The sequence below is a fragment of the Pectobacterium brasiliense genome (assembly GCF_013449685.1).
Classification (GTDB): Bacteria; Pseudomonadota; Gammaproteobacteria; order Enterobacterales; family Enterobacteriaceae; genus Pectobacterium; species Pectobacterium brasiliense_A.
The window spans coordinates 1-21064 of record NZ_JACDSF010000053.1; the positions used below are offsets into that span (position 1 = coordinate 1).

Annotated in this window: 21 protein-coding genes and 1 other annotated feature; of the genes, 7 read left to right on the forward strand and 14 right to left on the reverse strand. The window is 49.1% G+C overall.

What is annotated here, in order from left to right; genetic code table 11:
* Positions 1–250: 250 nt before the first annotated feature.
* The 3 genes from clpB to rluD form a co-directional block, all read right to left on the reverse strand.
* Positions 251–2827 carry an ATP-dependent chaperone ClpB gene (clpB, locus tag H0248_RS18345; protein WP_205558590.1) on the reverse strand — a complete coding sequence of 859 codons (2577 nt, stop codon included), beginning with the start codon at positions 2825–2827 and terminating at the stop codon, positions 251–253.
* Positions 2828–2960: 133 nt separating this feature from the next.
* On the reverse strand, positions 2961–3686 hold the full coding sequence (gene yfiH, locus H0248_RS18350; RefSeq protein ID WP_180787011.1) for a purine nucleoside phosphorylase YfiH: 726 nt from the start codon (positions 3684–3686) through the stop codon (positions 2961–2963).
* Positions 3687–3729: 43 nt separating this feature from the next.
* On the reverse strand, positions 3730–4707 hold the full coding sequence (rluD, locus tag H0248_RS18355; RefSeq protein ID WP_180787012.1) for a 23S rRNA pseudouridine(1911/1915/1917) synthase RluD: 978 nt from the start codon (positions 4705–4707) through the stop codon (positions 3730–3732).
* Positions 4708–4841: 134 nt separating this feature from the next.
* Between rluD and bamD the strand changes: the two genes are divergently transcribed.
* The 3 genes from bamD to pheA all read left to right on the forward strand — a co-directional run bounded on the left by bamD (position 4842) and on the right by pheA (position 7746).
* Positions 4842–5576 (forward strand): outer membrane protein assembly factor BamD, encoded by a 735-nt coding sequence (gene bamD, locus H0248_RS18360; protein WP_010285959.1) that lies wholly within the window; start codon positions 4842–4844, stop codon positions 5574–5576.
* Positions 5577–5898: 322 nt separating this feature from the next.
* On the forward strand, positions 5899–6237 hold the full coding sequence (raiA, locus tag H0248_RS18365; protein ID WP_039360937.1) for a ribosome-associated translation inhibitor RaiA: 339 nt from the start codon (positions 5899–5901) through the stop codon (positions 6235–6237).
* A 194-nt stretch (positions 6238–6431) separates the two neighbouring features.
* Positions 6432–6557, forward strand: a sequence feature (Phe leader region).
* Positions 6558–6585: 28 nt separating this feature from the next.
* The gene (gene pheA, locus H0248_RS18370; protein WP_180787013.1) at positions 6586–7746 is read left to right on the forward strand and encodes a bifunctional chorismate mutase/prephenate dehydratase; all 1161 of its coding nucleotides are present in this window, start codon (positions 6586–6588) and stop codon (positions 7744–7746) included.
* 81 nt (positions 7747–7827) lie between these two features.
* Here pheA and tyrA read toward each other — a convergent pair whose 3' ends face one another.
* Together tyrA and H0248_RS18380 are read right to left on the reverse strand one after the other, a co-directional pair.
* A complete protein-coding gene (gene tyrA, locus H0248_RS18375) occupies positions 7828–8949 on the reverse strand; it encodes a bifunctional chorismate mutase/prephenate dehydrogenase (RefSeq protein ID WP_119874967.1) in 1122 nt (373 codons plus the stop codon).
* Between the two features lie 6 nt (positions 8950–8955).
* Positions 8956–10029: a 3-deoxy-7-phosphoheptulonate synthase gene (locus H0248_RS18380; RefSeq protein WP_180787014.1), complete on the reverse strand. Its 1074-nt coding sequence runs from the start codon at positions 10027–10029 to the stop codon at positions 8956–8958.
* Between the two features lie 248 nt (positions 10030–10277).
* On the opposite strand from H0248_RS18380, the gene btsR reads away from it, so the two are divergent.
* The 3 genes from btsR to H0248_RS18395 all read left to right on the forward strand — a co-directional run bounded on the left by btsR (position 10278) and on the right by H0248_RS18395 (position 12589).
* Positions 10278–10994 carry a two-component system response regulator BtsR gene (gene btsR / locus H0248_RS18385; RefSeq protein WP_010306189.1) on the forward strand — a complete coding sequence of 239 codons (717 nt, stop codon included), beginning with the start codon at positions 10278–10280 and terminating at the stop codon, positions 10992–10994.
* 46 nt (positions 10995–11040) lie between these two features.
* Entirely contained in the window at positions 11041–11388 is a 348-nt protein-coding gene (locus H0248_RS18390; protein ID WP_119874972.1) for a DUF2799 domain-containing protein, read from the forward strand.
* 262 nt (positions 11389–11650) lie between these two features.
* Positions 11651–12589: a class I SAM-dependent methyltransferase gene (locus H0248_RS18395; protein WP_180787015.1), complete on the forward strand. Its 939-nt coding sequence runs from the start codon at positions 11651–11653 to the stop codon at positions 12587–12589.
* Between the two features lie 193 nt (positions 12590–12782).
* On the opposite strand, the gene rplS is transcribed toward H0248_RS18395, so the two are convergent.
* The 5 genes from rplS to ffh form a co-directional block, all read right to left on the reverse strand.
* Complete coding sequence (gene rplS / locus H0248_RS18400; RefSeq protein WP_010285987.1) at positions 12783–13130, reverse strand: 50S ribosomal protein L19; 348 nt, start codon at positions 13128–13130, stop codon at positions 12783–12785.
* Positions 13131–13192: 62 nt separating this feature from the next.
* Positions 13193–13948: a tRNA (guanosine(37)-N1)-methyltransferase TrmD gene (gene trmD, locus H0248_RS18405; protein ID WP_010285995.1), complete on the reverse strand. Its 756-nt coding sequence runs from the start codon at positions 13946–13948 to the stop codon at positions 13193–13195.
* 38 nt (positions 13949–13986) lie between these two features.
* Positions 13987–14535, reverse strand: a complete 549-nt coding sequence (rimM, locus tag H0248_RS18410; protein WP_010308358.1) for a ribosome maturation factor RimM — start codon at positions 14533–14535, stop codon at positions 13987–13989.
* Positions 14536–14553: 18 nt separating this feature from the next.
* Positions 14554–14802, reverse strand: a complete 249-nt coding sequence (rpsP, locus tag H0248_RS18415; protein ID WP_010285998.1) for a 30S ribosomal protein S16 — start codon at positions 14800–14802, stop codon at positions 14554–14556.
* Between the two features lie 157 nt (positions 14803–14959).
* Positions 14960–16321: a signal recognition particle protein gene (ffh, locus tag H0248_RS18420; RefSeq protein WP_180787016.1), complete on the reverse strand. Its 1362-nt coding sequence runs from the start codon at positions 16319–16321 to the stop codon at positions 14960–14962.
* Positions 16322–16490: 169 nt separating this feature from the next.
* Here ffh and H0248_RS18425 point away from each other — a divergent pair, with 169 nt between their 5' ends.
* Positions 16491–17285, forward strand: coding sequence for a cytochrome C assembly family protein (locus H0248_RS18425; RefSeq protein WP_107169154.1), 795 nt, complete (start codon positions 16491–16493; stop codon positions 17283–17285).
* 69 nt (positions 17286–17354) lie between these two features.
* On the opposite strand, the gene luxS is transcribed toward H0248_RS18425, so the two are convergent.
* The 4 genes from luxS to yqaB all read right to left on the reverse strand — a co-directional run bounded on the left by luxS (position 17355) and on the right by yqaB (position 20651).
* Positions 17355–17870: an S-ribosylhomocysteine lyase gene (gene luxS / locus H0248_RS18430; protein WP_010286009.1), complete on the reverse strand. Its 516-nt coding sequence runs from the start codon at positions 17868–17870 to the stop codon at positions 17355–17357.
* A gap of 153 nt (positions 17871–18023) precedes the next feature.
* Positions 18024–19577 carry a glutamate--cysteine ligase gene (gene gshA, locus H0248_RS18435; RefSeq protein WP_180787017.1) on the reverse strand — a complete coding sequence of 518 codons (1554 nt, stop codon included), beginning with the start codon at positions 19575–19577 and terminating at the stop codon, positions 18024–18026.
* A gap of 82 nt (positions 19578–19659) precedes the next feature.
* Positions 19660–20088, reverse strand: a complete 429-nt coding sequence (locus H0248_RS18440; RefSeq protein WP_180787018.1) for a YqaA family protein — start codon at positions 20086–20088, stop codon at positions 19660–19662.
* Positions 20085–20651, reverse strand: a complete 567-nt coding sequence (gene yqaB, locus H0248_RS18445; protein ID WP_180787026.1) for a fructose-1-phosphate/6-phosphogluconate phosphatase — start codon at positions 20649–20651, stop codon at positions 20085–20087. The genes H0248_RS18440 and yqaB overlap by 4 nt, the downstream gene beginning before the upstream one ends.
* Between the last annotated feature and the right edge of the window lie 413 nt (positions 20652–21064).

Genomic DNA, 21064 nt, shown 5'->3' on the forward strand with positions numbered 1-21064 from the left:
GTTGAATCTTTTTTCCTGTCACCACAACCGCGTGTCGCTGTTGCCGTGTCAGTGGAGGCGCATTATAGGGACTTCTCGGCGGCTGACAAGTGCTAAATGCAAATTATTTTCCAACCGTTCAAAAACAAGCCAAAAGCCACCATTTCGCACACTTCACATACAAAAAATGAATACAACCTGAGCTCATAATGTGAAAACGGGAGCATCCATTAACGAATGCCCCCGTTGATCGCTTACCCGTTCACTCACATTATTCTTGCCGAGCGACTATCTGTTCACCTTCAACATCTAATGTGATCGGTTTACCAGGTATCAATTTCCCCCCCAGCATCTGCTGAGCGAGCAGGTTCTCTATCAGTTGCTGTATCGCTCTTTTAAGCGGGCGCGCACCATAGACAGGGTCAAACCCGACTTCCCCAAGCATATCTAAAGCTGCATCCGTGATCGTGACGCTATATCCACGCTCTTCAAGACGCTTGTACAGTCTCTGAAGCTGAATTTGTGCGATCGATGTAATATGCGCCCTTCCCAATGGATGGAATACCACGACCTCATCGATACGGTTAATAAATTCGGGGCGGAAGCTGTGGCTAACGACTTCGAGCACCATATCTCTCATTTGGGTATAGCTGCGTTCACCAAAACGCTCCTGAATAAGGTCAGATCCCAGATTGGACGTCATGATGACCACAGTATTACGGAAATCCACTGTTCTGCCCTGACCATCAGTGAGGCGCCCATCATCTAATACCTGAAGCAGGATATTAAATACATCAGGGTGTGCCTTTTCGATCTCATCTAGCAAAATGACCGAATAAGGGCGACGACGTACCGCTTCCGTCAAATATCCCCCTTCCTCGTAACCGACATATCCCGGAGGCGCACCGACCAAGCGTGAAACCGAGTGTTTCTCCATAAACTCAGACATATCGATACGCACCATGGCGTCATCACTGTCGAAGAGGAAAGTCGCCAGCGTTTTGCAAAGTTCCGTTTTCCCAACACCTGTTGGCCCAAGGAACAGGAACGAGCCAATAGGGCGATTCGGGTCGGATAGTCCAGCCCGACTACGACGGATAGAATTTGCTACCGCTTCAACAGCCTCGTTCTGCCCAATCACACGCTGATGCAGTTCATCTTCCATGCGTAATAATTTTTCTTTCTCGCTTTCCAACATGCGAGAAACAGGAATCCCAGTCCAACGCGCCAGCACATCCGCGATTTCAACATCCGTTACTCGATTACGCAGCAAATGCATCGTTTTCCCTTCCTGCTGCGTTGCTGCTGCCAACTGTTTCTCTAGCTCAGGGATTTTGCCATATTGCAGCTCAGACATTCTCCCCAGATCGCCCTGACGGCGAGCCTGTTCCAGCGCAATTTTCGCCTGCTCTAAAGACGCTTTAATATTCTGCGTTCCCGTGAGTGACGCTTTTTCTGCTTTCCACTCTTCCTCTTGTTGGGAATATTCACGCTCTTTTTGGTCAAGTTCCGCGCTCAGCAATTCAAGCCGCTTTTGGCTGGCTTCATCAGATTCTTTTTTCAGCGCCTGCTGTTCCAGTTTTAACTGGATGATTCGACGCTCAAGCCGATCAAGGGGCTCTGGTTTCGAATCAATCTGAATACGAATACTGGATGCCGCCTCATCAATCAGGTCAATCGCTTTATCCGGTAATTGACGATCCGCAATATAGCGGTTAGATAGCATGGCCGCCGCAACAATCGCTGGGTCAGTAATTTGTACATGATGGTGCAATTCATAGCGCTCTTTCAGCCCGCGCAGAATCGCAATCGTGTCTTCAACAGTAGGTTCAGCGACAAACACTTTCTGGAAACGACGTTCAAGGGCCGCGTCCTTTTCAATATATTGCCGATACTCATCGAGCGTTGTCGCCCCGACGCAATGCAACTCACCACGAGCCAGTGCAGGTTTTAGCATATTACCGGCATCCATCGCGCCATCGGCTTTGCCTGCCCCCACCATCGTATGAAGTTCATCAATAAACAGAATGACGTTGCCTTCCTGTTTAGACAGGTCGTTGAGCACGCCTTTCAAACGCTCTTCAAATTCACCACGGTATTTCGCCCCCGCCACCAGCGCGCCCATATCCAGTGAAAGTACGCGCTTGTTTTTCAGGCCTTCAGGCACTTCACCATTAACGATACGCTGTGCTAACCCTTCTACTATCGCGGTTTTACCCACGCCGGGTTCACCGATTAATACTGGGTTATTTTTGGTTCGACGTTGCAAAACCTGAATAGTGCGGCGAATTTCCTCATCACGCCCGATCACAGGATCGAGTTTGCCTTGTTCAGCACGCTCCGTGAGATCAATCGTGAATTTTTTCAATGCCTGGCGCTGATCCTCAGCACCCTGATCGTTCACTTGCACCCCTCCTCTCACTCGTTCAATCGCGTTTGTTACACCTTGCTGCGTAACCCCCGCCTTTTTCAATATATCCCCCAACGTGCCGCGAGATTCCAGCGCAGCAAGCGCGAAAAGCTCCGAAGAGATAAAGGTATCGCCACGCTTTTGCGCCAGCTTGTCGCACATATTCAATACGCGGACTAACTCGCTAGAAGGCTGAACATCACCATCAGTACCTTCAACCTGCGGCAAACGTGTGATTGCCTGGTCGATTTCGGTTTTCAGGTGGTTAAGATTGGCTCCGGCAACAGTCAGAAGTGGACCAACAGTTCCACCATCTTGATGAAGCAAGGCGCTCATCAAGTGAAGTGGTTCAATAAACTGGTGATCGCGCCCAAGGGCGAGAGACTGGGCATCAGCAAGAGCAAGTTGGAATTTGTTGGTAAGACGATCCAGACGCATAACACCTCCCATACACTGGTCAAAATTGCTACTGGAGATTAAATGAGGTCATCCCTCAAAAATTTCAAGGTTATTTTGCCAGTCGTGACAGGATTTAAACGTTACTTGTCTTGGATCGTCTTAATTCAATAGGTTATATCAGCCAGATTAAACTTGCCATACGGCCAGTCACACCATCACGCCGATAAGAGAAAAATTTGTGAGGTTCACTCACAGTACAAGCATTTCCACCAAAAATTTGCGTTATCCCTGCGGCACGTAAGCGCAGACTTGCCAGTTGATAGATATCGGCAAAAAATTTATTTCCTTCAGGCCGAAATGCTGAGGCCGCAGCCATATCATGCTGAATAAATGCATCCCTGACTTCAGGGCCAACCTCAAAGGCATCAGGCCCAATAGCAGGCCCCAGCCACGCCATAATTTGTGCGGGTTGAGCACGGAAACAGGCTAACGTGTCTTCCAATACCCCCGCGTGCAATCCGCGCCAGCCAGCATGGGCGGCAGCGACTTCGTCGCCGTTGATTGCACAAAAAAGCACGGGCAAGCAGTCAGCCGTCATCACTGCACAAACCTTCCCTTTCTGATCCGTATAAGCGGCATCACCACAAACGGACGTTGGGGACGTCTCGCCAATACGAATCACATCGGTGCCATGCACCTGATCCAACCAATGCGGCATAGCGGGAAGGCCAGCCATCTCCACCAGCGCTTGCCGATTTGCGGTAACGTGCGCAGGCTCATCGCCCACATGATTACCTAAATTCAGCGAATCATAAGGTGCACCACTACGTCCGCCAACACGCGTCGTACTACAAGATTTCACACTTTCTGGCAAAGGCCAGTCGGGGTATATCAGCATAGTCCGTCACCTCTATAAATCGGCACTTATCGTATTGAATATATTACCAGTCGAGCTGATCCTTAAACGCTTCAGTATCGGCTTTCAGCGCATTAATCAAATCGACCATATCCTGTGGCAATTCCGCATGCCATTCCATGTGAATGCCAGTAATAGGATGGTAGAAACGCAACATGGTGGCATGCAGCGCCTGACGATCGAACCCACGGAGCACCTCAATGAAATCCTCCGAAGCGCCTTTTGGCGGGCGCGGACGGCCACCGTATAGCTGATCGCCAACCAGAGGATGATTAATGTGCGCCATATGCACGCGAATTTGATGGGTGCGCCCCGTTTCCAGACGCAACCGTAAACGGGTATGCGCACGGAAATGTTCCATGATGCGATAATGTGTCACGGCAGGCTTACCCATCGGGTGCACGGCCATATGAGTACGCTTGGTTGAGTGGCGAGCGATAGGCTGCTCGACCATGCCACCTGCTGTCATCGAGCCAATCGCCACGGCCTCATACTCACGAGTAATTTCACGCGCCTGTAGCGCCTCGACTAAACGCGTCTGTGCGGGTACGGTTTTCGCGACCACCATGAGCCCTGTTGTATCTTTATCAAGTCGGTGCACAATCCCGGCACGGGGCACGTCGACAATCTCAGGATAATGATGTAACAAGGCATTCAATACTGTGCCATCTGGGTTACCCGCACCGGGGTGAACCACCAGATCTCTGGGTTTATTGATGACCAGGATATCCTCATCTTCATACACGATATCCAGCTTGATATCCTGAGCTTCCCAGCGAGCTTCTTCTTCAATCAATGCATCAATGGCTACCGATTCGCCGCCAAGTACTTTCTCTTTTGGCTTATTGATGACATTGCCGTTAATCTGTACTCGATTCTCAAGAATCCACTCTTTTATGCGGGATCGTGAATAATCAGGGAACAATTCGGCCAAAGCCTGATCTAAACGTTGTCCGAGTTGAGATTCGGCCACCGTTGCGGTGAGTTGTACTTGTTGTGCCATATTATGCAGCTTCTTCGTTAACGTTGGGTTTTGACGGCGACGCCGTTTAAAATAATGTACTATTGTAGCTGGTCTAAATCGGGAGCTTAACGGACAGCCTCCCGGAATAACATTCTGAGGATAATCAAAACGTCATGACGCGTATGAAATATCTGGTGGCTGCCGCCACGTTGAGCCTGGCGCTGGCTGGTTGCTCCAGCAATTCCAAAGATGCGGTTCCTGATAGTCCGCCATCTGAAATCTATGCCAATGCTCAACAAAAACTGCAGGACGGCAACTTTAAAGCAGCCATCACGCAGTTGGAAGCACTGGATAACCGGTATCCCTTTGGCCCCTACTCGCAGCAAGTACAGTTGGATTTGATCTACGCCTATTACAAATCCGCAGAGCTGCCATTGGCCCAAGCTTCTATTGACCGCTTCCTGCGACTCAATCCGACCCATCCAAACGTGGATTATGTCCTGTACATGCGCGGCCTGACCGACATGGCGCTGGATGACAGTGCATTACAAGGCTTCTTCGGCGTTGATCGTTCCGATCGCGATCCGCAGTATGCCCGCACCGCATTTCGGGATTTCAGCAAGCTCATTCAGGGATACCCGAACAGCCAATACGCCACCGACGCGAACAAGCGTTTGGTTTACCTCAAAGAGCGTCTGGCCAAGTATGAACTTTCTGTCGCGCAATACTACACGAAACGCGGCGCTTATGTGGCAGTAGTTAATCGCGTTGAGCAAATGCTGCGTGATTACCCCGATACCCAGGCAACAAAAAATGCCCTGCCGTTGATGGAAAATGCCTATCGCGAACTGCAACTGGCCGCTCAGGCGGACAAAGTCGCAAAAATCATCACTGCGAATCCAGCATAAACGACAAGTGGCACACAATAATAAGACGGCAGCTTCGGTTGCCGTTTTTTTATGGCTCGTTCGGTGGGCTATGCATTAATGATGCAGAAAAAACAGGTTGGCGGGAGTCAACAACAGCGCGGTAACGTCAATACATCCTATCAATAATGGCACAGGCCAGATGCCCCCTCAAGCACTTCCCTCCTATTCCCGATGATGCTTCACAAATCGCGTTTTCTTGACAAAAAGTGACGAAAAAAAGCGATCAATATCACGCTTTTTGTCACAACTCACTGTATGCTGAAATTATCCAAGACGGACATAGGCAGAGAGGTAAGTTTATATGGCTATTAATATTACCAGTAAGCAAATGGATATCACCCCCGCAATTCGTCAACATGTCGAAGACCGTCTTTCTAAGCTGGACAAGTGGCAAACCCAGTTGATTAACCCACATATTATTTTGTCAAAAGAACCACAGGGTTTTGTGGCCGATGCCACTATCAGTACGCCAAATGGCCCGCTGGTTGCCAGCGCCAAGCATGATGATATGTATGCCGCCATTAATGAGCTAATTACCAAGCTCGAACGCCAGTTGGACAAACTCCAGCATAAAGGTGAAGCCAGACGTGCGGTAGCTAGCGTCAAAGAAGCGAATCTCCAGCCGACTCAAGAAGAGTAATTCGCCCTCTTTACCTCAATATAACGCGCCTGAGGGCGCGTTTTTGCATTCCTGGCGTAGTAATCCACGACCTAAAGCGCCAACGCGATACCTCGTTTACCATTGCGCTCGGCGATTTTGTATTGACAGGATGAAAAGCCAACAGTTACCTTACCTACTCAGAATCTGGATATCTTCCTGACTAACCGAGTAAACATGACAAATAAACTGTTCTTCTTCGTATTCTTTTTCACCTTCCCCTAATTTGGGAGGCGATTCGTCGTAAGAGCAAGAATACGAAGACGAACAAAAAAGCCTCCTGACCAGGAGGCTTTTTTTATATAAGAACATAAGACAGGTAACAGCATCATGACAGACAACCCATTACTGGCACTGCGAGAACGAATCAGCGCATTGGATCTACAATTAATTGAATTGTTGGCACAAAGACGAGAACTCGCGCTGGACGTTGCCCGCAGCAAATTGCATTCGCATCGCCCAATTCGTGACAAAGAGCGTGAGCGTGATTTGCTGGACAAACTGACAGCCGCTGGGAAAAAGCATCATCTTGATGGTCACTACATTACCCGCTTATTTCAGCTCATCATTGAAGATTCGGTACTGACGCAGCAGGCACTCTTGCAGCATCATCTCAACCAAACAACGTCACACTCTGCCCGTATTGCGTTTCTCGGTCCGAAAGGCTCTTATTCCCATCTTGCCGCGCGCCAATATGCCGCACGACACTTCGAGCAATTTGTTGAGTGTGGTTGCCAGAAATTTCAGGACATCTTCAATATGGTGGAAACAGGGCAAGCGGACTATGCCGTTCTGCCGATTGAAAACACCAGCTCTGGCTCGATCAACGACGTCTACGACCTGCTGCAACACACGGCTTTATCCATCGTCGGCGAATTAACCAACCCGATAAATCACTGTGTTTTAGTTGCTACCGATACGTCGTTGGAACAGATCGAAACGGTTTACAGCCATCCGCAGCCGTTCCAGCAGTGCAGCCATTTCATTAATCGTTTTCCACACTGGAAGATTGAATATTGTGAGAGCACAGCTGCAGCGATGGAAAAAGTGGCTGCACTCAACTCACCAAAAGCAGCGGCTCTCGGCAGCGAAGCCGGTGGCCAGCTTTATCAGCTACAGATGCTGGAACACGATCTGGCAAATCAGTCGCAAAACATCACCCGCTTCATTGTATTAGCACGCAAGCCGATTGATGTGACGGAACAAGTGCCGGCAAAAACCACGCTAATTATGGCAACCGGCCAACAGTCAGGTGCGCTGGTAGAAGCGCTGCTGGTATTGCGTGATCACGGCATTGTGATGACCAAGCTGGAATCCAGGCCGATCAACGGTAACCCGTGGGAAGAGATGTTCTATCTGGACGTACAGGCCAACCTGCGCAGCGATGCCATGCAGAAAGCGCTAAAAGGATTAGCCCCCATCACCCGCTCGTTAAAAGTGTTGGGCTGCTACCCGAGTGAAAACGTCGTACCCGTGGACGTGAACGAATAGTCAATGTGAACGAATAATTTAAGAAGCCATCCCGGTATCCCCGGGATGGCTTCTTAAACACAACCAAGATAGTAAACGTGCTTATTGACGAATATCGTTTGCCTGACGCAAAAGCACACGGCTCTCCGCCTGAAAACGTTTGGCATAGTCGCCAAACCAGTGTTCGACCTTCTTGAAGCTGTTGATAAATTCTGCCTTATCCGTCTGCTCCAGTAGCTCAATCGCCTCGCCAAAACGTTTGTAGTAACGCTTAATCAACGCCAGATTATCCTCTGAAGACATAATGATGTCGGCATACAGCTGCGGATCCTGCGCAAACAGCCGTCCAACCATGATCAATTCCAGACGATAGATTGGCGATGACAGCGCTAATAGCTGTTCAAGCTGTACATTCTCTTCCGCTAAATGCAGACCATAGGCAAATGTTGCGAAGTGACGCAGCGCCTGAATGAACATCATGTTCTGGTCGTGTTCGACCGCGCTGATACGATGCAGACGCGCGCCCCACACCTGAATCTGTTCCAGCAACCACTGGTAGGCTTCTGGCTGCCGACCGTCACAATAGACGACAACCTGCTTGGCAAGGCTGCCGCTGTCTGGCCCGAACATAGGGTGCAGACCAAGTACCGGACCACTATGTGCCGCCAGCATCGCCTGAAGCGGGCCATTTTTTACCGATGCCAAATCAACCAAGATACAGTCATCCGGCAAAGCAGGCAGACGAGCAATCACCTGTTCAGTCACGTGAATCGGCACGCTAACAATCACCATGCCGGCATCAGACAGCAGTTCATCCGCGCGCGGCCAGTCACCTTGCTCCAGAATCCTCACCTGATAGCCCGACAGCGTCAGCATTTTCTCAAACAGATTACCCATTTGCCCGCGGCCACCGATGATAACAACGGGACGTAACTGCGGGCACAGCGTTTTAAAGCCTTTGTCGTTTTCACTGGTGTAGGATTCGCGCATGGTACGCCGCAGGATATCCTCAATAAGATCCGGCGGAACGCCCATCGAATCAGCTTCTTTACGACGTGAGCTGAGCATGGCCGCTTCACGATCGGGCGCATAGATGGGCAAACCATGGCGGCTTTTCACTTCACCCACTTCCGCCACTAAACGCAACCGACGTGATAACAGCGCGACAAGCTCCTTATCTACCTCATCTATCTGATCACGCAATACGGTCAGTTCAGCTACCATATTTTGTTACTCTCCTGAATGTTTCACTCGTGCCGCGCTCAGCTCTTGATGAACGGAACGCAGCAACGTCTCTGTGCTTTCCCAACTGATACAGGCATCCGTGACTGATACACCGTAGCGCATATCTGAACGCGGCTGTTCTGAAGACTGGCTCCCCTCGTTAAGGTGGCTTTCCAGCATCAAACCTATAATGGAACGATTTCCCGCCTTGATTTGCTCAATCGCAGATTCAACAACAAGTGGCTGACGGCGGTAGTCTTTATTCGAATTACCGTGGCTACAATCTATCATCAGCGCAGGTCTCAGTCCCGCTTCCTGCATCTGTTTTTCACATTCGGCGACATCCTGCGCACTGTAGTTTGGTTTTTTACCGCCACGCAGAATCACATGACCATCAATGTTCCCTTGCGTTTGCAGCAGACAGACCTGACCGGTTTGATTGATACCCACAAAGCGATGCGGCATTGCAGCGGCTCTCATCGCGTTGATAGCCGTTCCCAGACTGCCATCCGTGCCGTTTTTGAACCCAACAGGCATCGACAGGCCGGAAGCCATCTCACGGTGCGTTTGTGATTCAGTTGTACGTGCACCGATAGCAGACCAGCTGAATAAATCGCCCAGGTACTGCGGGCTGTTCGGATCAAGCGCTTCGGTCGCCAGCGGCAGTCCCATATTCACCAGTTCCAGCAGCAGTTCACGCGCGATGTGCAATCCTGACTCCACATCAAATGAACCATCCATGAACGGATCGTTGATGAGCCCTTTCCAGCCCACTGTGGTACGCGGTTTTTCAAAATAAACACGCATCACAATGTAGAGGCTATCGCTTAATTCAGCGGCTAGTGACTGCAGGCGGCGCGCATATTCCAACGCGGCATCCGTGTCATGAATCGAGCAAGGCCCGCAGACGATCAGCAACCGATCATCACGACCATGAATGATATCCGCAATGGTCGCTCTCGCTTGCGCAATATCGCGCTGTTCTGCCTCGTTAAGCGGAAACTTGGCTTTTAATTCATCGGGAGTAATTAAAACCTGCTCTGCACTGATATTAATATTGTTAAGTGAATCTTTTTGCATGATCCCATTCCTGAAAAGTTCGGTATATTCGCGATCGCCTGTAAAGACTACTGTCTGTACAACCTGCCTACGCGTGATGTTTACACCATAACACGAACCGTAAAGATTTCAATCCACTTAGTGTAAATAAAAAATTACCACCCTAAATATTGCCTGAAAAACGATATCCGTCTGCTCTACCACTTCCCGATGCAACCATGCTAATCCCAGCGTGAATAGTGATAGAATCACGTCAACAAGGGGGAAGGATGCTGAAAGCCATAATCATCGATGACGAACAGCTGGCACGTGAAGAGCTCAGCCTGCTACTGGAAAATGAGTCTGATATCACCATCATTGCACAGTGCAGCAATGCGCTGGAGGCAATACCGGCTATCCACCGGCTGCAACCAGATGTGATTTTTCTGGATATACAAATGCCAAAGGTCAGCGGATTAGAGCTGGTCGCCATGTTGGATCCAGAAAATATGCCTTATGTCGTCTTCGTGACAGCCTATGATGAGTACGCGGTGAGGGCATTTGAAGAACATGCTTTTGACTATTTACTTAAACCACTGGATGCACAGCGACTCAGTAAAACGCTAAATCGTTTACGTCGCGGCGTTAGTGTAAATAAAAACGTACAGATAATTTCAGAGCCCTTACTCCGTCATATTCCCTGTAACGGACACAATCGTATTTTTTTGCTCAAGATTGAGGAAGTCGAGTATCTTTGTTCAGAACTCAGCGGCGTGCATGTTGTGGGCGTCAGCCAGTCCGGCTATACCCAACTTTCACTGAAAACGCTGGAAGAGAAAACGCCCTTCGTCCGTTGCCATCGTCAATATATGGTTAATACGGAACAGCTGAAAGAAATCCAGTTAATGGAAAACGGCGCAGCAGAAGTATTGACGCATACGGGAAAACACATCCCCGTCAGTCGCCGCTATCTCAAGTTACTGAAAGAAAAATTAGGCATCGCCTGATACGGTGCTTCTTCAGGCCAATGGCCGCAACATTGAAGGTTTGATGATGAAATACAGTTATGTCTTGGCTGTAGTTCTTTTAATGACAGCATGCCAAAGCAACGTCCCGTCGCTACCCGCTAAAAGTGAGTCGGGCTTCTGGTACGAAACAGGTTATCAGGATGCAATCTCTGGCATGGTCGTAAAGGACGATAGCACTTTGCAGGAATGGTTTGGTAACCCTCAAGTTGACCGTGAAACCTACCTGCATGGCTATCAGGCCGGACAGTCGGCTTTTTGCGGTACAGATAACATGGAAGAATGGGGGAAAGCAGGGAAAAACTTTCCCGCTAGCTGCGATGGCGTAGAGAATGCGGAGATACTGCGAACTCGCTGGCAACAGAGCCTGCCTTAACATCCTCCTGAAGATAAACGATGGCCCATACTCATCAGCAAGTTAGCTGGCAAAACGCTATGGTTCATCGCATCTGGTAACAATTCCACTCACTTTTGTACTCGCACAGAAATACGTCAGACATACCTCCTCTCTATTATCGCTCACATTAAATAATCACATTAAGTTATTAACAACCTGATACTGAGATAACGAAAATCCATATCTCACTGATAGTTAAATCTATTATTCCTAATAGCGATTGATATTATGGAGTGCTCATATGTCCGGTTCAAGCAAGCCTCATAACCCGTCTCTAAATAGCAGTTCAAGACTCTTATCACACGCTACCTCATCACAGGAAAGCCATGATGAACGAATCGCTGCGATAAAGAACAAAATTATCGAGTCCGGCGATCATCCCGGCATTTCCGTAGAGGAACAACTCGCGCTTCTGGACGCTTTCTCCCACCTTGAATTAGGCCAGTTTTTACTAAAACATCATGGGTTAAATGCGTACTGGACGCATAATGTGATAGCACATCAACCAGCCCACTATGTTAATCCCCTCGAAGAACTCATCTACACACAGCTACCCAGCGTTTTGGCAACACGTGAACGATTTGGTATTTTCCAACGCCTGCTTCAAGAACTCTTGCGCCCCGACGCTATCATGGTATCTGTCCCCTGCGGTGTCATGGCCGACTTATTGCTGTTGGACTATACGCGGCATCGAGATGTGAAATTAATCGGGATCGATCTAGATAAACAGGCACTGGAAGAAGCTTATAAACTGGCCAGTCAGCAAGGACTGGAAAATAGGATATCGTTGGTACTGGCCGATGCCTGGACAATAGATTTGGCAGCACAGGCAGATGTGATTACCAGCAACGGACTCAACGTCTATGAACAAGATGATGACAAAGTTACTGAGCTTTATCGCGTGTTCTATTCTGGGCTGAAACCTGGAGGTACGTTGATAACCAGTTTTATGACACCTCCCCCTACGCTGTCGCAAGATTCCCCATGGATCAATACCGATCCAAAATTGCTAGCCCTCCAATATGTCCTTTTCTCACGCATTATTGGAGCAACATGGACGGCGTTTCGTACCCACAAGAAAACACAGTCGCAGCTAGAACAGGCAGGATTTACAGATATTCAGTTCATTAACGATCATATGCATATGTACCCAACAGTCATCGCGAATAAGCCGTTCTAAACAGGGTAAAAACGGTATCAACACGATGCTTTGATCGCCGCAACCGATCAATAATGAAAAATTGATCGGTATAAGCATTTATAAAACAACCATGATCTGCAGTCACTTTGCCGCCATTTAAATAAAAAAAAGCCTAGCATTTACGCTAGGCTCTTGAAAAATAACAACTTTCGGATGTTGCGAAAGCGCTATCTTAGTTAAGACGCTCTTTGATACGAGCAGACTTACCAGTACGCTCACGCAGGTAGTACAGTTTGGCTTTACGCACGGCACCACGACGTTTAACAGCGATGCTGTCAACTACTGGAGAGTGAGTCTGGAATACACGCTCCACGCCTTCGCCGTTAGAAATTTTGCGAACAGTGAATGCAGAATGCAGACCGCGGTTACGAATAGCGATAACCACGCCCTCGAATGCCTGCAGACGTTTTTTGCTACCTTCAACAACCCACACCTTCACTTCTACGGTATCACCCGGACGAAATGCAGGTACGTCCTGCTTCATTTGTTCGTCTTCGATTTGCTTAATAATGTTGCTCATAATATGTCTCTTACCCTAGGTAAACTGATAGTTGGGTTCGCACGGTAAACCGGCGTAACCACCTAATACTCTTGTTGCTCAGACTGATATTCACGTTGGAACTCAGCCAGCAACCTTGTTTGCTCGTCAGTCAGAGCTAGGCTTTTCAGAAGTTCAGGTCTTCTAAGCCAGGTTCGGCCCAGCGACTGCTTCAATCGCCAGCGGCGTATCTCCGCATGGTTACCAGACAGTAACACTGCCGGAACTTCCATGCCTTCCAGTATTTCAGGGCGAGTGAAATGAGGACAGTCCAGCAATCCATCGGCAAAAGAATCTTCTTCTGCTGAAGCCTGATGCCCCAGAACGCCCGGTATAAAGCGGGCAACGGAGTCAATCAGGGTCATCGCTGGCAGTTCCCCACCACTGAGTACGTAATCGCCGATCGACCATTCTTCATCGATTTCGGTTTTAATTACGCGCTCATCAATCCCTTCGTACCGTCCACAGACCAGAATCATCTTCTGGTTCGTAGCGAGTTGATGTACGCCTTGCTGATCTAATTTACGGCCCTGAGGTGATAAATAAATCACTTTCGCGCCTTCGCCTGCCGCTGCTTTTGCTGCGTGGATCGCATCCCGTAAAGGTTGCACCATCATCAGCATTCCGGGGCCGCCGCCATAAGGCCGATCGTCCACGGTGCGATGCCGATCGTAAGTGAAATCGCGAGGACTCCAATACTGTACGTTCAGCAGGCCATTTTTAACGGCCCGGCCAGTGACTCCGTAATCAGTAATTGCCCGGAACATCTCTGGAAACAGGCTAATCACCCCAATCCACATAGTCTCGTTCCGCTGGATACTACTGGTCGATTCAGAGTTCAAAAACCAGGGTCCCAATCTACTTCAATAGTTTGAGCAGAAAGGTCGACGCGCTTAACAACCTGTTCAGTGAGGAACGGAACCAGCCGTTCCTTGACTCCGAAGGCATCTTTCAGGTTAGCCTTTATTACCATCACATCGTTCGAGCCGGTTTCCATCATGTCGATGATTTTACCTAGCTCATAACCCGTTACGGTCACGACCTGACAGCCAATAAGATCCTTCCAGTAATAATCACCTTCGCCCAGATCGGGCAGTTGTGACGAATCTACGACAATTTCACAATTGGTCAGTAAATTAGCCGCATCACGGTCATCAGCACCTTTCACTTTGATGATCAGATCCTGATTGTGATACTTCCAGCCTTCAATCTCGACAAGCTGCCAACCGCTTTTACTCTGGATGAACCAAGGTTGATAATCAAAAATGCTCTCGGCATCTTCGGTGGATGAAAACACTCTGAGCCAACCTCGGATGCCATATGCCGACCCTATCTTCCCCATCACAATCGGGTTAACAGGAGGTTTTGGGCTGAGTTGATTGCTCATTATCACCACCGCAACAGGTTATGCTGCTTTTTTAGCGTCTTTGATCAGCGAAGATACGCGATCAGACACAGTTGCACCCAGACCAAGCCAATGCTCGATACGGTCCAGATCCAGACGCAGGGCTTCTGCTTGACCAGATGCGATTGGGTTGAAGAAACCTACGCGCTCGATGAAACGACCATCACGCGCATTGCGGCTGTCGGTCACGACTACTTGATAGAAAGGGCGTTTTTTCGCGCCGCCACGTGCCAAACGAATTGTTACCATAACATCCTCTTTAGTGAATAAAACAACTGGGCCCCATCGAGGAACGGAGCCCAGTATGTCATATAAAAAGCCCGAAAATTTTACTCATTTTGGCGTAAAAAGCAATCTAAAGCGTGTAATCTCGCCAAGAGTTTCTCTGCACCATCGGTTTCGGTGGTTAACGCCCCGGGAATCCTGGTGGCATCATCCCTTTCATACCGCGCATCATTTTCGCCAGGCCGCCGTTTTTCATCTTCTTCATCATTCGCTGCATATCATCGAACTGTTTCAGAAGACGGTTTACATCCTGCACCTGCATGCCAGAGCCCATCGCGATACGACGTTTGCGCGATCCTTTGATGATCTCAGGTTTGGCACGTTCCTGATGCGTCATTGAATTAATGATCGCTTCCATACGTACCAGCACCTTGTCATCCATTTGCGATTTCACATTATCAGGCAGCTGGCCCATACCGGGCATTTTGCTCATCATGCTCGCCATGCCACCCATATTGCGCATCTGCTTGAGCTGATCCAGAAAATCGGTCAAATCGAACCCATCGCCCTTCTTCAGCTTCTTCGCCAGCTTCTCTGCCTGTGTACGGTCGACCTTGCTTTCAATATCTTCAATCAGTGAAAGCACATCACCCATGCCGAGAATACGCGATGCCACACGCTCAGGGTAAAACGGCTCCAGCGCTTCGGTTTTTTCACCGACGCCGAGGAATTTAATCGGCTTACCAGTAATGTGGCGGATAGATAGCGCCGCACCGCCACGGGCATCACCATCAATTTTGGTGAGGATCACACCGGTCAGCGGCAGCGCTTCATTAAAGGCTTTCGCCGTATTCGCCGCATCCTGCCCCGTCATGGCATCAACAACAAACAGCGTTTCAACTGGCTTAATCGCCGCGTGAACCTGTTTGATTTCGTCCATCATCGCGTCATCGACGTGGAGACGGCCCGCGGTATCGACCAACAATACATCGTAGAATTTCAGCTTAGCGTGTTGTAATGCACGTTCTACAATCGCAAGCGGCTTTTCCTGCACATCTGACGGGAAGAAATCGACCCCAACCTGCTCTGCCAGCGTTTCCAACTGCTTAATCGCCGCCGGGCGATAAACGTCGGCAGAAACGACCAGCACTTTTTTCTTCTGCTTTTCACGCAGGAATTTACCCAGCTTACCCACGCTGGTTGTTTTACCCGCACCTTGCAGACCCGCCATAAGAACAACCGCTGGCGGCTGCGCAGCAAGATTCAGCTCGGCGTTGATTTCACCCATGGCGCTGACGAGTTCATTCTTAACAATTTTGACGAACTCTTGGCCTGGCGTCAGACTTTTATTAACTTCATGCCCGACGGCACGCTCTTTCACGCGATTGATAAAATCACGCACTACGGGTAACGCGACGTCGGCTTCCAGCAATGCCATACGTACTTCACGCAGCGTTTCTTTAATGTTTTCTTCAGTCAACCGCCCGCGGCCACTGATGTTGCGCAATGTGCGCGAGAGTCGATCGGTTAAATTTTCAAACATATCTCATGCTCAACGTAAGACAGGCCGCCAGCGCGACACGAATGGAAGAGATTATACACAAAAGCGGGAACGATCTCAGCGCTGCTGACGGAGAACTGTTGGTGCCCACGACGACTAACGCTATACTGATTCTTCATTTTACCTAGTTGATATTTAATAACCTATTTGTATGTCTGTTTTCGCTATTGTGGCGCTTGTCGCCTACACACTCAGCCTCGGACTGATTATCCCCAGTCTGCTGCGCAAGAACAGTGCATATCGTCGGCTGGCAATACTCTCGGCCAGCGCTGCGCTAATCTGCCATGCGGTGGCGCTCTATCAACGTATTTTCGATGTTCAGGTCGGCCAAAACCTTAGCCTGCTAAATATCGGTTCGCTGGTCAGTCTTATCATCTGTACAGTGATGACGATTGTCGCCGCGCGCGATCGTGGCTGGTTTATTCTTCCTATCGTCTACACTTTTGCGCTCATCAATCTGGCCTTCGCCAGCTTCATGCCAAGTGAATTTATTACGCATCTGGAAGCGTCACCGGGCTTGATGATCCATATCGGTCTGGCACTTTTTTCCTATGCCACGCTGTTAATTGCTGCCCTTTATGCGCTCCAGCTCGCCTGGCTGGATTATCTACTCAAGAATAAAAAGCTGGGATTTGCCGCTGATATGCCGCCACTGATGGGCATTGAGCGTAAAATGTTTCACATCACGCAGATTGGCGTCATTCTGCTCACGCTGACGCTCTGTACCGGTTTGTTCTACATGGACGATCTGATCGATAACAAAGAGAATCTGCATAAGGCCGTGTTCTCCCTGTTTGCGTGGTTCATCTATATTCTGCTGCTCTGGGGACATTATCATGAAGGGTGGCGCGGTCGACGCGTTGTCTGGTTCAGCCTGCTCGGCGCGCTGATGCTGACGCTTTCCTACTTTGGTAGCCGGGTTATACAGCACTTTCTTGCCGTCTGACCCTTCCTCGAACACAAAAAAAGAGAGCCAACGTTCGGCTCTCTTTTTTATTTGTACCGATCCGACAAACTAGATATGCAGCTCGGCCAGCTTATCTTTCGGCAGTGCCAGATCGTCATTTTGGTTGATACCAATATCGTGATCCACGATGTGCTGAGCGATTTCCTGCGCTTCTTTCAGCGAGTGCATCTCATAGGTGCCACACTGGAATTCGTTCAGCTCAGGAATTTTACGCTGGTCGGTCACTTTCAGAACGTCCGCCATCGCCGCTTTCCAGGAATCAGCAACACGTTGCTCATCCGGCGTGCCAATCAGGCTCATGTAGAAACCCGTACGGCATCCCATCGGAGAAATGTCGATAATTTCCACGCCATCACCGTTTAAATGATCGCGCATAAAACCAGCAAACAGGTGCTCTAGCGTATGGATACCACGCTCTGGCATGACCTCGATGTTCGGGCGACAGAAACGCAGGTCAAATACCGTGATATTGTCGCCATGAGGGGTTTTCATGGTTTTAGCGACCCGAACGGCGGGTGCGGCCATACGAGTATGATCAACGGTAAAACTGTCTAGTAACGGCATAATTCCACCTCCTCAAAGAAAAAAATTCATTTTTTCTCGTTTCCGAGAACTTTTCCTTTTTATGCGAGTCTGACTTACTGAAAGACGCGCATTTATTATCATCATCCCTATTAGAGATGTTTATTTGGCCACAGTTTCTGTGGCCTTTTCTTTTTAATTCGCCGCCAGATAATCGTCAAAACTCATCGTATCTTCAGACTCAATCTGACGTTGACGCTGCCAGGAGCGCTCGCTCGCAGCAGCCAATTGTTCTTCCGTCAACACCTGCAGCGGCTCGTTGCTGAGCATTTTGCGGTATTCTTCCGCTAAATTCAGCCCCACGCTACCATTGCCTTCTTGCTTCATCAACGTTAATAGTCGACCAGAGAACGTCGTTTCTGGATCGTCAAAGCCAGCAAGCAGCTCATCGCAAACCTGCTGATAGTGCGGTTGACCGTTTTCCGCGTCCAGTACTTCCGCAACACGACGTAAATCCGCAAACAGGGATTTCCCTACTTCGGCAATTGGCTGTTGGATGGTTTCACACCGCATACCCACCGTTTGCCCCGGTTTACGTCCTTCCAGAATCACCCGATTCCAGTTTTTACGCGTACACAGTAGCTCATCGGCGCTCATTTCCGGCGCATCTGCCAGCGCACACCAGATCAGGAATAAATCCAGGAAACGTACCTGACTTTCACTCACTCCGGTCGGAGAGAAAGGATTAATATCCAGTGAACGCACTTCGATATATTCGATTCCGCCACGCAGCAAGGCATCAGACGGCGTTTCGCCCGCGCGCGTCACACGCTTCGGACGAATCGGTGCATAAAGCTCGTTCTCAATCTGCAAGACGTTCGTATTCAATTGTAGATAACGACCATCCTTCTTCATACCAACCCGAGCATATTCCTCAGACGGCGTTTTTATCGCGCGTTTTAACGCAGCGACATAGGTATCCAGATCGTTAAACGTAATCCCCAAATTGCTCTGTGATTTATTGGTATAGCCTAAGTCACTTAGCCGCAGGGAGGTTGCATAAGGCAAATACAGCATGCCTTTTTCCGTGCGCTCAAACGGCAGTGCCGTTTCCCGCCCTTTCAGGAAAGAAGAACAGATCGCCGGAGAAGCACCGAACAGGTAAGGGATCACCCAACCAAAGCGGTAATAGTTGCGAATCAGTCTGAAATATCCTGCTGAAATGGCCTTTTTCCCGCTTTCTTCATCAGCGACACCTTCTCGCGCCTGCCAGAATGACAGCGGAAGGGAGAAGTTGTAATGCACCCCGGAAATGGTCTGCATCAGCGCACCATAGCGGTTTTTCAGCCCTTCACGATAAAGCGTTTTGAAACGCCCAATATTTGATGAGCCATACTGCGCTAGCTCTATATTTTGCTCGCTGTCGATAAAACACGGCATGCTCAATGGCCACATCCGCTCATCACCCAGATTGCGGGAAACGTGGCGATGGATATCGCGCAGAAACGTCAGCAGATGATCAACATCTTTATCGACCGGCGTAATAAATTCTAACAGCGCTTCTGCAAAATCTGTCGTAATCCACGGGTGTGCCAACGCCGAGCCCAATATCTCAGGGTGCCCTGTCGTAGCAAGATGTCCGTTTGCTGTTACGCGCAATGTTTCGCGTTCAATTCCACGCTGAATACCCTTCACCGCCAGTGGGTGTTTTTCCAGCCAAGAAAGTGCTTCTGAAATGTCCGGGATCAAATCGACCTCCCGTTGTTAAAATGTAATGGTTGTAAGCATAATTGAAACTCAGTAGCACTCACCAGTGCACATTGCAATCTGGTTAAGACCACCACGCCATCCCCTGTAACGTTATACCTGCCAATACGATATACCGCAGCGCTTTTCCAATACCAATGAAAACCGCCGATTGCACCCAGGGCATGCGTAGCCAACCCGCTAACACGCACAATAAATCGCCTACTACCGGCACCCAGCTAAATAACAGCGCAGCGCAACCATAGCGCTGCAACCAGCGCATGGCCACCGTATACCCAGCTTGTTGTTTTGGCTGAGGGAGTAAGCGCCCTATAAAAATATTTGTTAACCCGCCCAGCGTATTTCCTACCGTCGCCACTGCGATCAACAGATAGGGTTTTGCGCTGTCAGCCAACAATAACGTTACCAGCAGAACTTCTGAACTACCGGGCAACAGTGTTGCACTGAGCAGGCTACTCCAGAAAAGAGAAAAAACGGCCCAGAACTCACTCACAATGTACGAACGTCAACCACGGCCATGTTAGCGCGTTTAGCAGCTTCAATACCGTAGTCTGCATCTTCAAACACAATGCAGTGTTCCGGTGCCACAGAAATCAACGCAGCACAGCGCAGAAAGGTATCAGGGAAAGGCTTATGCCGAATCACATCATCCGCCCCAACAATTGCATCAAAATAATCATGCAATCCCAAATGCGTTAGCAATCTATCAGCCATGCCATGCGTGCTACCCGTACCGACCGCCATAGGGCGCCGTCCGCGATAATGCTTAACCACATCAATCAGCGGTAGGGGTTTTACTGTATCCAGCAGCATTGCCTCAACAACGGCCGTTTTTTCCGCCGCCAAGTGGTGAGGATCAATATCAGCCTGATGACTGTCGATAATATGCTGTGCAATATGCCAGGTGGGCGAGCCGTTCAACGCTGTCATGGCACTGGCATCATATCTCATACCATACCGTGCAAGAACCTCATCCCACGCTTTATGGTGCGTCGGTTCAGTATCGAGCAAGGTGCCATCCATATCAAAGATCAGCCCTTGATAGCGATCGTACATCATGACTCCATGATCACTGAAAAGAGAGCTTACTTTATCGTAAAGTGAAAACGTTGTCGCTTACTCAATAACCTTATAAAAAACAGGTTATTATCCCCATAGTCATAAGACAGCCTTCGTTTACTCGTCGGCTCAATCTCAATATATAGGCAAGGGAAGGGTAAGAATTAATACACGGAAGTGATGAGAGAAATATCGTTCTGAATCGGCAAGAGGGCAAATGACGTTATCGCGCTAAAAGCAGGTAAAGGACGTTTGATAAAACAGAAGTGGTGTATCTGATAACAGTGTCTGACTTGTACCGTTCAGGCCGGACGTCGATTGCACAATATCATTCTTGCGCTTATTAATTCAGGTAGGAAGTAAGACAAACGTTTTATTTACATCAGAATATGGTGCATCCGGGAGGATTC